Source organism: Photobacterium marinum (genome assembly GCF_000331515.1).
Lineage (GTDB): Bacteria > Pseudomonadota > Gammaproteobacteria > Enterobacterales > Vibrionaceae > Photobacterium > Photobacterium marinum.
Genome location: NZ_AMZO01000002.1, coordinates 285,582 through 300,266 on the forward strand (window position 1 = coordinate 285,582; position 14,685 = coordinate 300,266).

13 protein-coding genes are annotated in these 14,685 nt (G+C 47.8%); 8 read left to right on the top strand and 5 right to left on the bottom strand.

The window, feature by feature from the left end; genetic code table 11:
• Positions 1-52: 52 nt before the first annotated feature.
• From lpoB to C942_RS02650, 5 genes are all read left to right on the top strand, one after another.
• Entirely contained in the window at positions 53-646 is a 594-nt protein-coding gene (gene lpoB / locus C942_RS02630; RefSeq protein ID WP_036798405.1) for a penicillin-binding protein activator LpoB, read from the top strand.
• A 31-nt stretch (positions 647-677) separates the two neighbouring features.
• The gene (locus C942_RS02635; RefSeq protein ID WP_007462109.1) at positions 678-1,532 is read left to right on the top strand and encodes a phosphotransferase; all 855 of its coding nucleotides are present in this window, start codon (positions 678-680) and stop codon (positions 1,530-1,532) included.
• 125 nt (positions 1,533-1,657) lie between these two features.
• Positions 1,658-2,518: a DUF6279 family lipoprotein gene (locus tag C942_RS02640; RefSeq protein ID WP_007462110.1), complete on the top strand. Its 861-nt coding sequence runs from the start codon at positions 1,658-1,660 to the stop codon at positions 2,516-2,518.
• Positions 2,519-2,629: 111 nt separating this feature from the next.
• Positions 2,630-3,172, top strand: a complete 543-nt coding sequence (gene ycfP, locus C942_RS02645; protein WP_007462111.1) for an alpha/beta hydrolase YcfP — start codon at positions 2,630-2,632, stop codon at positions 3,170-3,172.
• 208 nt (positions 3,173-3,380) lie between these two features.
• Entirely contained in the window at positions 3,381-4,670 is a 1,290-nt protein-coding gene (locus tag C942_RS02650; RefSeq protein WP_007462112.1) for an NAD(P)/FAD-dependent oxidoreductase, read from the top strand.
• Between the two features lie 94 nt (positions 4,671-4,764).
• Here C942_RS02650 and C942_RS02655 read toward each other — a convergent pair whose 3' ends face one another.
• The 5 genes from C942_RS02655 to C942_RS02675 all read right to left on the bottom strand — a co-directional run bounded on the left by C942_RS02655 (position 4,765) and on the right by C942_RS02675 (position 11,127).
• Positions 4,765-5,238, bottom strand: a complete 474-nt coding sequence (locus C942_RS02655; RefSeq protein ID WP_007462114.1) for an FKBP-type peptidyl-prolyl cis-trans isomerase — start codon at positions 5,236-5,238, stop codon at positions 4,765-4,767.
• A gap of 81 nt (positions 5,239-5,319) precedes the next feature.
• Positions 5,320-5,946, bottom strand: a complete 627-nt coding sequence (locus C942_RS02660; protein WP_007462116.1) for a GNAT family N-acetyltransferase — start codon at positions 5,944-5,946, stop codon at positions 5,320-5,322.
• Between the two features lie 256 nt (positions 5,947-6,202).
• Complete coding sequence (locus C942_RS02665) at positions 6,203-7,063, bottom strand: peptidoglycan binding protein CsiV (protein WP_007462119.1); 861 nt, start codon at positions 7,061-7,063, stop codon at positions 6,203-6,205.
• Positions 7,064-7,092: 29 nt separating this feature from the next.
• The gene (gene mfd / locus C942_RS02670; protein ID WP_007462126.1) at positions 7,093-10,548 is read right to left on the bottom strand and encodes a transcription-repair coupling factor; all 3,456 of its coding nucleotides are present in this window, start codon (positions 10,546-10,548) and stop codon (positions 7,093-7,095) included.
• 6 nt (positions 10,549-10,554) lie between these two features.
• A complete protein-coding gene (locus C942_RS02675; protein WP_007462128.1) occupies positions 10,555-11,127 on the bottom strand; it encodes a PilZ domain-containing protein in 573 nt (190 codons plus the stop codon).
• A 189-nt stretch (positions 11,128-11,316) separates the two neighbouring features.
• Here C942_RS02675 and lolC point away from each other — a divergent pair, with 189 nt between their 5' ends.
• From lolC to lolE, 3 genes are read left to right on the top strand one after another with little or no spacing between them, the layout of a single operon-like run.
• Positions 11,317-12,525: a lipoprotein-releasing ABC transporter permease subunit LolC gene (gene lolC / locus C942_RS02680; protein ID WP_007462130.1), complete on the top strand. Its 1,209-nt coding sequence runs from the start codon at positions 11,317-11,319 to the stop codon at positions 12,523-12,525.
• Positions 12,518-13,207, top strand: a complete 690-nt coding sequence (gene lolD, locus C942_RS02685; protein ID WP_007462132.1) for a lipoprotein-releasing ABC transporter ATP-binding protein LolD — start codon at positions 12,518-12,520, stop codon at positions 13,205-13,207. Before lolC ends, lolD begins: the two co-directional genes overlap by 8 nt.
• A complete protein-coding gene (gene lolE, locus C942_RS02690) occupies positions 13,207-14,451 on the top strand; it encodes a lipoprotein-releasing ABC transporter permease subunit LolE (RefSeq protein ID WP_007462135.1) in 1,245 nt (414 codons plus the stop codon). The genes lolD and lolE overlap by 1 nt, the downstream gene beginning before the upstream one ends.
• The last annotated feature ends 234 nt before the right edge of the window (positions 14,452-14,685 follow it).

The following is a 14,685-nucleotide window of genomic DNA, read 5'->3' on the forward strand; positions in this document are numbered from 1 at the left end:
TCAGCCTAGTGTTCTGAACGAAATTACGATGATAGTAATGAAAGGTAACAAGATGAAAAAAAGCGTAATTGCAGTATTAGGTGTAGCCGCATTATTGGGTGGTTGTGCGCAGCAGGTGAGCTACGGTGATGCGCAGGAAGCGGAAACCACCACTATTGAATTTGGTTCAACTGACCTGCAAAAAATAGCTGAAGAGATGACTGACAGCATGCTGTCTTCCGGCTCTGTTGCCTACATCACAGCTAACGGTAACCGACCAATTATCGTTGTTGACAGCATTAAGAACAAAACCAGCGAACATATTGATACAGAATCAATTACAGACTCTGTAAGTACTCGTCTTCTGAATTCTGGTAAGTTCCGTTTTGTTGATATGACTCGTGTAGAAGCGGTGCGTAAGCAACTGAACTTCCAGAACAACGATGAGCTGGTAAACCAGAGCACGGCTATTCAGTTCGGTAAGATGGTTGGCGCTGAGTACATGATGTACGGTAACCTGGCGAGCATTGTAAAACAAGCTGGTAGCGATAAAGACGTTTACTACAAGATGACAATGCGCCTGATGGATCTGGAAACCGGTCTGATTGAGTGGGCTGATGAAACAGAGATCCGCAAGCAGGAAGCGAAGAAGCTGCTTGGCTGGTAATCAGCTGTTGTTATTCTGAAGTGAGGTGCCGGTGAATACATTTGATCCTGCTTTGCTGGCATCTTTGCCTCAGTTCAGCATATTATCTGCGCAACCGCTCAGTGGAGGCTTAAGCAACCGCTGCTGGGCGCTCAAACTTCAAGATAACGCTAATTGCAGAATCATCAAGGCTGTCTGGCGCCCTGTCAGTAAATCCAGCCAGGCATTCGGTATTTCTCGCCAGCACGAACATCGTATTCTGCAACAACTTCACTATGATCAAGTCGCTCCCAGTACTATTGCTTTGCTTGAACAAGGTTTGCTTGTTGAGTGGGTTGAAGGTTCTGTGGTTGATGAGGCGACAGATAACGCCCTCACAGATAATGATTTACTTCAGATCCAGGCCGAGATTCATTCTCTTCCGGTGCCTGAGTGGCGGCTTGATGCTAATAGTCGGGCTGCACATTACTGGCAATTTATCCCATCAAAATTTAAATCGCTTCAGCTTGAGCAGATTCACCAGTCTTTTCAGCAACAAAAAGTGGTTTCTTGGTTTACTGGCACTTGTTGTCATCATGACCTGGGACGCTACAACATTGTTTGCCAACCTGATGGTATAAAACGGGTGATCGACTGGGAATATGCCGCAGCTGGTGATCCCTCATTTGATTTAGCATTGACTGTCTGTGCTAATGAACTTGATGTTTCCTTTGCTATATCTGCTTATTGTCAGCGGCAGGGCTATAGTGATGTACAACGCTGGCAACAGGCTGTTCAGTACTGGCTGCCGTGGTGCGACTATCTGGCAATGCTCTGGTATTACGTCGGAGCTGGCCTATGGCCGGAACCGGGGTACCTTGATGAGGCCCGGACGTTGCAAAAGAAGCTGGCAACATTCTCGGAGTGAGCTTTTTTCCGTTATCAGTCGTAAATTAGAGGAAATATCCTCGTCGGACTTAGGTCTACAATATTTATACCCTTGTTGATTGAGTAAGTTGTCTGACCGGCGACAGGTATAGTGCGGAGATCCTGATGTTGCTTCGAACCATTCCTCAAAAACTGGCTCGTCTGTTTGCTTTTTCCATTTTCCTTCTTCTTTTGGTTGGGTGCGCTATGCGCCTTGCTTACAACACCCTGGATTTTTGGATCCCTTACTACCTGTCTGATTTCGTCAGTCTGGATTCCCGTCAGGAACTGATTTTTGATAATGAGCTGCGAAAGGCATTGACAGTGCATCGTCGTCAGGAATTGCCCAAGTTGCACCGAGCCCTTGATGATTTGCAGCAAGATATGAATAAGCCGCTTAGTTTTACTCAAGTCAAAGACTATCACTATCGCTTTACTGCCGTTGGTGAGGGGAGTGTGGCTTTGTTGGCAAAGCCTCTTGCTGCGATGTTGCTCCAGCTTGATGACAGTCAGATAAATCGTCTTAACAATACCATTAACAATGAGATAGAAGATCGCAGGCAGAAGCGCGCGATCCTGACGACTAAGCAGAAAGTCAAAAAAAGGACAGAATCACTCGAAGATATGTCATTGTTCTGGCTGGGTTCATTGTCACCGAAACAGAAAAAACTGTTGAAGGAGATGGCGGGTTACCAGGTTGAGATGGAGTCAGTATTTTTCTTTTTCTGGCATGATTTCCTGGATGACTGGAAAGTTCTGATGGAAGAGCGAGCCCAACCCGGTTTCGAAGCTAAGCTCAGTCAGTTGCTACAACGCATGGTCCGGTTCGAAAATGAGGAAGTGCAAACGGAGTTGAATTTTTATCTTAATCGGCGGTTTGATGTACTGCGGCGTATTAATAACAGTATGCATAATGACCAGCGGCAACACTTCGAAAATAAAATTATGGATATAAGGAAAAACATCGCGGTTTTGATTAACCAGTAAGCATAATCACAATAAATTTTGTCTAAAGTGTCATAGTTTTCACCTTTTAAACCTTATAAAACGTGTTAGATTAAATTCATAACGGAATAAGAAAAATGATAGGGGAAACCGATGATCATTTATTTACATGGCTTTGACTCAACAAGCCCTGGTAATCATGAAAAAGTAATGCAGTTGCAGTTTATTGATTCTGATGTTCGTTTCGTCAATTACAGTACCCTGCATCCCAAGCACGATATGCAGCATCTGCTCAAAGAAGTTCATAAACTGAAGGCTGAATCCAGTGATCCTCATCCGCTTATCTGCGGGGTGGGATTAGGCGGTTACTGGTCAGAGCGTATTGGCTTTCTGTGTGGTTTGAAACAGGTTATTTTTAACCCTAATCTGCACCCTGAATCCAATATGGAAGGAAAAATTGACCGGCCTGAGGAATATCTCGACATTGCGACAAAATGTGTAACAGATTTTCGTAAAAAAAATGCCGGGAATTGTCTCTGCATACTTTCAACTCATGATGAAGTGTTAGATAATCGCAGCACAAAGGATGCTTTGGATGATTATTACGATATCATCTGGGACGAGACACAAACCCATAAATTTAAAAAGATCTCGCAGCATCTGCAAACAATAAAAGCCTTTAAAGAAACAATGTAAAAAGCCTCCTACACCCTCCGCAGACGGAGTAGATCCGTCTGCAAAAATACCAAATTGAACAGTGACTTCTGAGTCGGTTTTCTCTGTGCCCAGAGCATTGTTCAGTTTGGTATTAAGTCAGTCTGCCAGAGCATTATTATCTGTAATTTATGGATGAATAATCGATATAAAGCCTGAGCAAAAAATTAGAAAGTAAGAGGAAGTTATCGTGACACGTATTATCGTAGTCGGTGGTGGTGCAGGCGGTTTGGAGCTTGCTACAAAACTAGGTCGAACCTTGGGGCGCAAGCGACGCGCGTCTGTAACCTTGGTCGATCGTAAGTCGAGCCACTTGTGGAAGCCGCTGTTGCATGAAGTGGCAACAGGCTCTATGGATGCCGGTGTGGATGCACTCAGCTACCGTGCCCATGCCAAAAACCATTATTTTGATTTCCAGCTAGGAAGTTTGCAGTCTATTGATCGTGAACGTAAAACTATTCAGTTGGCTGCTATCTATGACGAGCAGGATGAACTGCTGATGCCTGAACGTGAACTGGAGTATGACATTCTGGTTATGGCGATCGGTTCAACCTCTAATGATTTTAATACGCCGGGTGTTCGTGAGCACTGTATCTTCCTGGACAGCCCGGAGCAGGCGCACCGTTTCCGTACGGAAATGAACAACCAGTTCCTCAAGCTACACGCGAATAAAGATCAGAAGACTGTCGACATCGCGATTGTCGGCGGTGGTGCAACCGGTGTTGAACTGTCGGCTGAGCTGCACAATGCGGTGAAAGAGCTGCGCAATTACGGTTTCGGTGATCTGGACAGCTCTCGTCTTAACGTTAACCTGGTTGAAGCTGGTGAGCGTATTCTTCCGGCATTGCCGCCGCGTATTTCAAGTGCAGCACACAGCGAGCTGACTAAGCTGGGTGTCAATGTTCGCACGGCGACTATGGTTACTCAGGCTGATGAAACTGGCCTGACAACCAAAGACGGTGATCATATTCCGGCTCAGATCATGGTTTGGGCTGCAGGTATCAAGGCTCCTGATTTTATTAAAGAGATTGCTGGTCTGGAAACGAATCGTATTAACCAGTTAGTTGTGAAACCAACGCTACAGACAACCCGAGATGATGATATTTATGTTATCGGTGATCTGGCATCTTGCGTACAGGAAGACGGTAGCTTCGTACCGCCACGTGCCCAGGCTGCACACCAGATGGCAAGTCGTTGTTTTTCAAACATCGTCGCTAAGATGACTGGTCGTGAGCAGAAGCCTTATATCTATAATGATCATGGTTCTTTGGTATCCCTGAGCCGTTTTTCTACTGTCGGTAGCCTGATGGGTAATCTGACTAAAGGCTCGATGATGGTTGAAGGTCGTATCGCACGTGTGGTGTATATTTCGCTTTACCGCATGCACCAAATCGCCCTTCATGGTTTGTTTAAGACCGGTCTGATGATGTTGGTTGGTCGTATTAACCGTGTATTGCGTCCGAATCTGAAACTGCATTAATTATGTAATGGTATCTGGATAAAGAAAAAACCGCCTGATGGCGGTTTTTTCGATTCTGGAGCAATGTGATTGAACGTTATACTAGCTCGAAAGCTTAGTTAACCTTAATTAGCTCAACATCAAAGATCAGTACGGATCCCGGTGGGATTGAGCCAATTGCACGGTTGCCGTAAGCTAGCTCTGATGGGATAAACAAACGCGTCTTCTCCCCTTCAACCATCAGTTGCAGGCCTTCAGTCCAGCCTTTGATTACCTGGTTCAGACCAAACTGAATAGGCTCACCTCGTTCTACTGAGCTGTCAAATACTGTGCCGTCAATCAGGGTGCCGTGATAGTGAACGGTCACCTTATCAGTTGCCTTTGGATGAACAGTACCTGTTCCAGGTTGCAGAACTAGGTATTGCAGGCCGGAATCAGTCACCTGGACACCTTCTTGTTTCAGGTTTTCAGCCAGGAATTCCGCGCCAACTTTGATATTGTCTTCAGCCGCCTGTTTGTTAACAAATGTGCGCTGCATAAAGAAGATGACAAGGCCGATAATCACAATGGCCATGATGATTTTAAACACGATAAATACCTGTTTGTTTTTGATATTGGTTTTAATACTACCTGATGCTTTGCATTCCTACCAATTGTTAAGTAACTGGATCTATTGTTTTCTTTGAAGTCTGTCAGCTGAATTAACTTGTACTGCTTCTCCGCTTTTTTCGTCAAAGAGGGAGTCTGAAGCCAAATCTTCAGGGATCAGTGAAAATACCAGCCCGTCACAAGCTTTGTCCTGAGCGTAAATCCTGTTTCTTGCAGTACATTCGAATTTTGCCTGGCAGGCGAGGGCTGTTCGCTGGCTGGCAAGGTTGCCGGTATGTACAACAATTTCCAGCCGAGTCAATCCTAAAGCATTGAAGGCAAAGGCGGCCATGGCACGGCAGGCTTCTGTTGCAAAGCCCTGTTGATGGCAGCTTGTCTTTATCCAGTAACCCAGTTCGGCTGAATTGAGCTGTTGTGAGACGTTGTTTAGGGATATAGCCCCGATAAACTCTAAGTTATGTCGGTCAAAAATCGCTAGTTCATAACCTATGTCGTTTAACCAGTTTTGACGGCTGGCGTTGATCCAGTCGTAGGCATCATCGGGATGGTAATTGTCTTTACACCAGACTAACCATGGGCTGAGTTCGGGGGCTGATGAGGTAATTGCCTCGTAGAGGGCATGTAAGTCAACCCTCTTAAAGGGGCGAAAGAGTAGTCGGGTGGTAGTAAATTCAAAGTCAGATTTCATACGGCGTAATATCAATCCCTGAATGTTTGCCGGGTTATATGTCTGGTATCAATCGGCATAATTTACTTATTCTGATTGCTCTTATTTCGATTTTGGATGAAGCTGGCTCTGAGTTGAGTATATACAGCTTAGTGTGTCACCGATGTGTCAACAACAGGCGTCTGATGCATTTGTGAAGAGAGTATGTGACGGGGCACAGATAAATAAAACAAAGGCTGCCGGGTGGCAGCCTTTGTCGTAACGATAAAAGCGGTGATTAGCCGTCGATACGTCGGATTTGGACAACCATGCCCATCAGTGGGTGATCGAAGTAATGGGTTTCGCCACTGCGCATACGACGTTTCTGATCAAGGCGGTAGGATTTAAGAAATTCTTCGACCTCAACCTTTTTCTTCACTTCCTGAAGATGGCCGATCTGAACATTGCTGCTGTCGGAGAGTAGGTCAGTTTCCATATCAAGCGGTTCAGCTCCAACAATCACTTCACGACGACCTGGTTCACGCAGATCCAGCTCAGCTTCGGTAAACAGGTAGTGCTGGACATAAACTCGAATCTTTCCTTCCAGTTCGTACAATGGTGATTCCGGTGTAATCTGAGTTTTTTCAGCAACAGCTGGCGCTTCTGTTTGGTTGTCAGTGGTAACAACAATGCCGCTTTCCTCTGTCATTTCTGCTACTTCAGATACTGGAGCTTCAATAGAGGCTGGACTTTGAATCATTGACGCCTTAGAGCTGCCATCAGGCAAATATTGCGCAGAGAAATCCTTACCCGCCGAAATGTAAAACTTAGGTGCGACTGCTTTGCTCAAGTCGCCCTGTCGCCAGCCAAAATGCGCCAGCGGTGTAAATCCGGCGTGGTTGCGCAGATTGTTGTATTGCGGCGTTAACTGGTACTGCGAAGGCGGCATCAGTGTGATCCCTTTTGCTGCCAGTGTTTGCTCGTCGCCAAATGAAATTGTGCCTTTCATATTGATAGGCTTCGGTTGATCCGGCCACGACTCGCTGATCTGCGCAGGTTCAATGTTACGTTTGAACAGGATCACTTCGATATCGAATTGTCGTGCTGCCAGGCTTGGCCAGCTAATGGCTAAGAGCAGCAAATAAATCAGTTTTTTCAAGATAATACTCCGCACTTTGGTGCCATCAATTATAGAGTGTTTTCTGTCAGATTTGTTAAAAGGCCGTCAACATACTTAACTCGCTGCTTGCGATCACTCATGGGTGCCATCAGTTTCAGCTTGGTCGGGCCATCCATCCGGTAATGCTGCGGTTGTGTTTGCAGCAGGTTGACCAGAAAACCAGGGTCGATTGCTGCGTTCTGTGTAAATTCAACATAACCGCCTTTTTCGCCGGCTTCAATACGGCGAATACCAAGACCGGCTGCTTTCATTTTTAGTTTATTGACTGTCAGAAGATTGGTTGTTGCCTCCGGCAGCAGGCCGAAGCGGTCAATAAGCTCGACTTTTAGCTCATTAAGCGCATCTTCATTATTTGCGCTGGCAATGCGCTTATAAAGTGACAGGCGAGTGCTGATATCTGGAATATAAGAATCTGGCAGCAATGCCGGCATTCGCAATTCTATTTCAGTCTGCTGGCGCAGCAGATCATCCAGAGACGGTTCTTTGCCTTCTTTCAATGCTTCAACAGCCTGTTCAAGCATTTCCATAAACAGGGTAAAGCCAACTGACTGAATCTGTCCACTTTGTTCATCACCAAGCAGCTCACCTGCGCCCCGGATCTCAAGGTCGTGGGTCGCCAGAGTGAAACCTGCACCCAGATCTTCGAGCGAGGCAATAGCTTCAAGGCGCTTAACCGCATCTTTTGTCATTCGCTTAGGATGCGGTGTTAGCAGGTACGCATATGCCTGATGGTGTGAGCGGCCAACCCGGCCACGAAGTTGGTGCAGCTGGGCCAGGCCGAGGTTATCTGCACGGTTGATGATAATGGTGTTGGCTGTCGGAACATCGATACCGGTTTCAATAATGGTGGTACAAACCAGCAGGTTGTAGCGCTGGTGGTAGAAATCACCCATGATTTTTTCCAGCTCGCGCTCACGCATTTGCCCGTGGGCAAAGGTGACCCGGGCTTCCGGGACCAGTTTGGCTAAATCTTCGGCTGTTTTCTCAATGGTTTCGACATCATTGTGAAGGAAGTACACCTGACCGCCACGCATGATTTCACGCAGAGCAGCTTCGCGTACCAGCATGTCGTCTTTTTCTCGGACGAAAGTTTTGATTGCTAGACGGCGGGCTGGCGGTGTCGCAATAATCGACAGATCGCGCATTCCGCTCATAGCCATATTCAACGTACGCGGGATAGGAGTTGCGGTCAGGGTCAGGATATCGACGTCAGCACGAATAGCTTTGATTTTCTCTTTCTGACGTACACCGAAGCGGTGCTCTTCATCGACGATGAGTAAACCAAGATCATGGTAATTGACTGAAGCATTGAGCAGCTTATGAGTACCGATAAGGATATCGATTTTACCTTCGGCTACATCAGCAAGGATCTGCTTTTGCTCTTTGGCTGTCTTGAATCGGGAAAGTACTTCAACCCGGACTGGCGTATTGGCAAAGCGATCACGGAAGTTCTCAAAGTGCTGTTGTGCCAGCAGGGTTGTAGGAACAAGTACTGTTACCTGCTTGCTGTTATCGACGGTCACAAAGGCTGCGCGCATCGCCACTTCTGTTTTACCGAAGCCAACGTCACCACATACCAGTCGGTCCATGGCCTTAGCCTGGCACATATCAGATAGCACAGCATTGATGGCCAGGGCCTGGTCATGGGTTTCTTCGAACGGGAAGCTGGTACAGAAGTCAGCATAGGCTTCACGATCTAATTTAAATTTGTGGCCCGGTTTCATCTCGCGCTTAGCGTAGACATCCAGCAGTTCAGCCGCGACATCACGAACTTTCTCCGCCGCTTTTCTGCGTGTTTTAGCCCAGGCTTCACCACCAAGCTTATGGATTGGGGCTGTTTCTTCTGCACCGCCGGAATAGCGGCTAATCAGGTGCAGCGAGGCTACCGGTACATATAGTTTGGCGCCGTTCTGATATTCAAGGGTCACATATTCTGTTTTGATGCCGCCGGCTTCCAGCGTTTGTAGCCCTTGATAACGGCCGATACCGTGATCAATATGTACCACTGGCTGACCAATTTGCAGCTCTGCCAGGTTACGAATGATGGTGTCGGTATTGACGTTTTTTTTGTCGTCGCGACGGCGGCGCTGAACAATACGCTCACCTAACAGATCGCTTTCACAGATAAAGGCGACAGCAGGACTTTCCAGAATGAAGCCCTGTTCTGCTGCACCGATTACCAGCGTAAATTTGGACGGATTGTTTGCAGCGTCATAAAGGTTGTCGCAGACCATCGGGCGCAGCTTGATTCGAGCCAGCAAATCCAGCATTGCTTCACGGCGGCCTTCAGAGGCAACCGAGAAAATGATCTGGCCGTTGAACTGTTCAGAAAAACGGCGAAGTTCAGCCAGAGGTTCTTTTAGCTGATGATTGATGGCCAGCGTCGGAACCGGCTCAAGCTCAGGGTTGTAGCGACCGGCTTTTTCCGGCTCAGCATCTCGGCGGATCCGTACCTGTGGCAGGGTTTTGAAGCCGGCAAACATCTCTTCTTTAGTCAGCCATAAATCCCGAGGTGGGAGCAGTGGGCGCAGCGGATCGACCCGGCGTTGGTCATAACGGTATTCAGCATCGGTCAGGAAGTGATCAACTGCCGGCTCCAACTCGCCGATAGTTACCAGCAGGCTGGTATCCGGCAGATAGTCAAACAGGGTTTCTGTCTGGTCAAAAAACAGCGGCTGCCAGTACTCGATACCAGCCGGCCAGGTTCGTTTGCTGACCTGCTGGTAGATGGATTCCGGTTCACGACGAGCCTCGAATCGTTCGCGCCAGCGCATACGGAAGCTTTCTACTGCCATTTCATTTGTCGGGAATTCATGAGCCGGCAGCAGGTGGATGTTGTCAATCTCTCCGGTCGAACGCTGGGTTTCCGGTTCAAACTGGCGAATTGAATCAACTTCATCATCAAAGAAATCAATGCGGTATGGCTGGTCGCTGCCCATAGGGAACAGGTCAAGCAGTGAGCCTCGGCTGGCGTATTCACCATGCTCCATTACCTGATCCACGTGACGATAACCGGATGCTTCCAACTGTAGGCGCAGCTTGTCCAGTGACAGGCGATCACCGTTGGAGACAATCAGTGCATGCTGATGGATAAACTCACGTGGTGTCAGACGCTGTAACAGGGTGCTGATCGGAACCAGAATGATGCCGTCTTTTTGTGTCGGAAGACGGTAAAGTCGAGACAGTCGCTCAGAAATAATGTCCTGGTGCGGAGAAAAACTGTCGTAAGGCAGGGTTTCCCAATCCGGGAATACATTAACTTCGACATCAGTAAACTGGGTGATTTCCGGCTGCAGGCGAAGTGCTGTCTGGGTGTCGGGAACAACAGCCAGCACTGGGCCCTGATGGGATTGTGAAAGCTCCGCGACAGATAAGGCCAGGGCTGCACCTGACACATTACCGATAAAGCGGTTTTCTCCCTGTTTATTCGGTAATGGCAGAGAAAGTAGAAGATTTGATTTCATGAGAATTTATTGAGTATCAGTTCGCTGCTGGGCGCGTTGGCGCAGTAATTTCTGTTGTACATACAGGGCTGCACGAATCAGCAGATCCCTGTCATCTTCCAGCAGGCGTTTGTATGAGAGTGCCACTTCATAGTATTTGCCCCGAACCTGGCAACCCGTTACGGCTGCATAACAGTAAACGGCTGCTGACGGCTTATCCAAAAATAGCTTAACCCGGACAATACTGCCGACCGGAAAAGCAGCTTTAGATAAAAAGCTCAGGCGGCTGGCACCAAATGTACGGGTAATGTAACGTTTCGTCGGATCATTCTGTTGCGATAACACATACGACAGCAATAAGTTAATCTTATTGTTCTGAGCCGTCAGGTAGTTGAGTAGTGGTTTGCTTTCTTCTTTAGTCAGCTTGCTAAGCGACTGATCAACGTTGTCATCCAGGCTGGAGCACTCGCGGGCGACACGGAACAGAGGCGGAATCTCCTGGTTAAACGCCAGGTCATCAGGTAGCTGTTCATTTTTGCCGAGCAGTTCCACATTGATGGTTAGCCCATACTGGACTGAAAAATACTCATCCTGTTCCATGTCATACTCTTCATAAATTAACTATTCTTCGATTATCACTTACCCATCGCCTTCGAGCAAGCGCAGCACGGAAACTGTGCTTATTTTACCCTCTGTTTTTACATTAGTTTTACGCCATCGGATGGTAATTAAGAGCGGCAACGGGTATTCTTGCGAGCAGTTTTGAATAGGATGGTTTCGACCTCGTTTATGTTTCATCCAGTCTCATTTTTTATCGGCCTGCGCTATTTACGGGGCCGCTCAGGGGATCGCTTCAGTCGGTTTGTCTCTTATATGTCTACGGCGGGTATCACTATCGGTGTACTGTCGTTAGTGACTGTGCTTTCGGTAATGAACGGCTTTGAACAGCAGCTAAAGGAGCGGATTCTCGGCGTATTGCCACAGGCCGTAGTGTCACAGCCGGACGGGCGGGTGGCATTTGAATCTGAGCCGCCCGCTTCTCTTACTCAATTACCATATGTGCTGGCGGTAACACCATTAACACGCAGTGAAACGGTATTACAGAGTGCCTCATCATTATCAGCGGGTATGTTGTTAGGTGTTGATCCTGACGGTTTTGAGCCAGTTGGTTATCACATTACCCGTGGTGAACTGGCTAACCTGACTCCAGGTAGCTATCGCGTAATTTTGGGGCAGTCGTTAGCTGCTCAGTTAGGCGTTAACGTTGGCGACAAAATCCGACTGATGGTGACCAGTGCCAGTCAGTATACTCCGTTGGGACGGATGCCGAGCCAGCGTAATTTTGTGGTTGAAGGCATGTTCAATACCGGCTCGGATGTCGATAAGCAATTGATCCTCACTAATATTACCGATGCAGGCAGACTGTTACGTTACAAGTCGGGCGAGATTTCCGGTTGGCGCTTGTTTGTCGATGATCCTTTTGTGGTCACTGAGCTGGCAAATCAGCCGCTTGATGGTGGTTGGGTATGGTCTGACTGGCGAGAGCAACGCGGTGAACTGTTCCAGGCTGTGAAAATGGAAAAGAACATGATGGGGCTGATGCTGGGGCTAATCATCGGTGTAGCTGCTTTTAATATCATTTCCGCCCTGATTATGGTGGTAATGGAGAAGCAGGCCGAAGTTGCCATCCTAAAAACTCAGGGAATGACCCGAGGGCAGGTGCTGATGGTCTTTATGGTCCAGGGGGCCAGTAGTGGCGTCATTGGTGCATTAGCCGGCGGCCTGCTGGGTACACTTGTCGCCTTTAACCTTAATTCCATTCTGTCAGTGCTGGGAGTGCAACTGCTGATGATTGGTGGTTCACTGCCTGTTGTTGTTGAACCTCTGCAAGTTTTCTTTGTGATTGCCGGTGCAATTTTATTGAGTTTGCTGGCAACTGTTTTTCCTTCTTATCGCGCGGCATCTGTTCGTCCTGCTGAGGCACTTCGTTATGAATAATTCGTTATTAGTTTGTCATGGTCTTCGTAAGGTATATCGCGAAGCTCAGCTTGAAACAGAGGTGTTGAAAGAGGTTGGTTTCAGTATTAATGACGGTGAGCTGGTTGGCATTGTCGGGGCTTCCGGTTCCGGTAAGAGTACTTTGCTGCATTTGCTTGGCGCACTGGATACACCGACTGATGGTGAAGTGTTCTTTAAAGGGCAGAAGCTGAATGCGATGAGTGCTAACAAGCAGGCCAAAATCCGTAATAAGGATATTGGCTTTGTATATCAGTTCCATCACCTGTTGGCTGATTTCAGTGCAGTGGAAAATGTGGCTATGCCGTTGCTGATCGGTGGTGTGGCTACGGATAAAGCTCGCTCACAAGCGCAGAGTATGCTTGAGCAGGTGGGCCTGAGCCATCGTTTCGAACATCGTCCGTCAGAGCTGAGTGGCGGTGAACGACAACGTGTTGCTATTGCCCGAGCACTGGTAAACAAACCAGCGCTGGTGTTGGCGGATGAGCCGACAGGTAACCTAGACCATAAAACAGCACATGAGATCTATGATTTGATGCGCAAGCTTAATCGTGAGTCCGGAACTGCATTTTTGGTGGTGACTCATGACAATGAACTGGCGGGTAAGCTGGATCGTTGTATGCACATGCAGGATGGTGTACTTGAGCAGGTGGAGGTAGCCTGATGTTCCGACCTCTGTCTCTGTTTATCGGCAGTCGTTTCAGCCGGGCCAGACAGCGCAACCGGATGGTGTCGTTTATCTCGATTTCATCGACGCTGGGGATTGCCGTCGGAGTGGCGGTGATCATTATCGGTTTATCGGCTATGAACGGTTTTGAGCGTGAGTTGCAGAATCGGGTATTGTCGGTGATCCCGCATGGTGAACTTGAAGCGGTAAAACCGCCGTTTACTGATTGGGAGCCGGTGCTGGAAACTGTACAGTTACACCCTAGAGTGAAAGCTGCGGCTCCTTATGTTCGATTTACGGCTCTGTTGGAAAAGGGAAGCAGCCTGAAAGCCGTTGAGGTGCGAGGAGTAAATCCTGAACAGGAGCGAAAAGTCAGTGCCTTGCCTGATTATATTCAGGGTGATGCCTGGCAGCAGTTTTCTGCAGGAAGTAAACAGATTATTTTGGGTAAAGGTGTGGCCGACAAGCTGGGTATTACTGAAGGTGATTGGATTACGGCAATGATCCCTAATCCGGATCCGAGCCTGAAACTAAAGGCTCCGCACCGTATTCGACTGCAGGTCGCCGGTTTGCTGGCTTTGGGTGGCCAGATTGACCATAACTTTGCTCTTATTCCGATGGCTGATGCGCAGCAGTATCTGTCGATAGGGCAAGGTATCTCCGGGATTTCAATTAATGTTGATAATGTCCTTGAAGCGCCGGCGATCGTAAGAGAAGTCGGTTTTACCCTTCCTGTCTATGTTTATCTGAAAAGTTGGACTCAGAAATACGGTTACCTTTACCGTGATATCCAGATGGTACGAACCATTATGTACCTGGTGATGGTGCTGGTGATTGGTGTGGCGTGTTTTAACATCGTCTCGACGCTGATGATGGCGGTGAAAGACCGTGCTGCTGATATCGCCATTTTACGTACGATGGGAGCCGGTGATGGGTTAGTGAAAGCGATCTTCATCTGGCACGGCATTTTGTCCGGGGTTGTCGGCAGCGTTCTGGGTTCAGTGTTAGGCTCGTTAGTGGCGATAAACCTGACGGGGTTGATTAAAGGGCTGGAAAACCTTATCGGTCACCAGTTCCTTTCTGGCGATATTTACTTCGTGGACTTTTTGCCGACAGAGCTGGCTGTTCATGACGTTGCAATCGTGACGGCAACAGCGGTTGTGTTGAGCCTGTTGGCAACCTGGTATCCGGCAAGACGGGCAAGTGCTCTGCAACCTGCTCAAGTCCTCAGTGCTAAATAATCAATCTGGGATAACCAGTGAAGGTTATGTGGAAGTAGTGGTTGCATGAAGCTGCTGTTCAGTGTCGGCTCTGTTAGGGATGTGATGTGGTTTCCAGTAAAGTGGAGTTTTGGTTCTACATCCCATCTTTAGCTTGTTAGCTGACTTCCACTCTTTGATTCAGAGTTATTCTGACGATTGATATGCTGGTTGAAAGGCAATAAAAAAACCTCGCATAAGCGAGGTTTTTTTGAT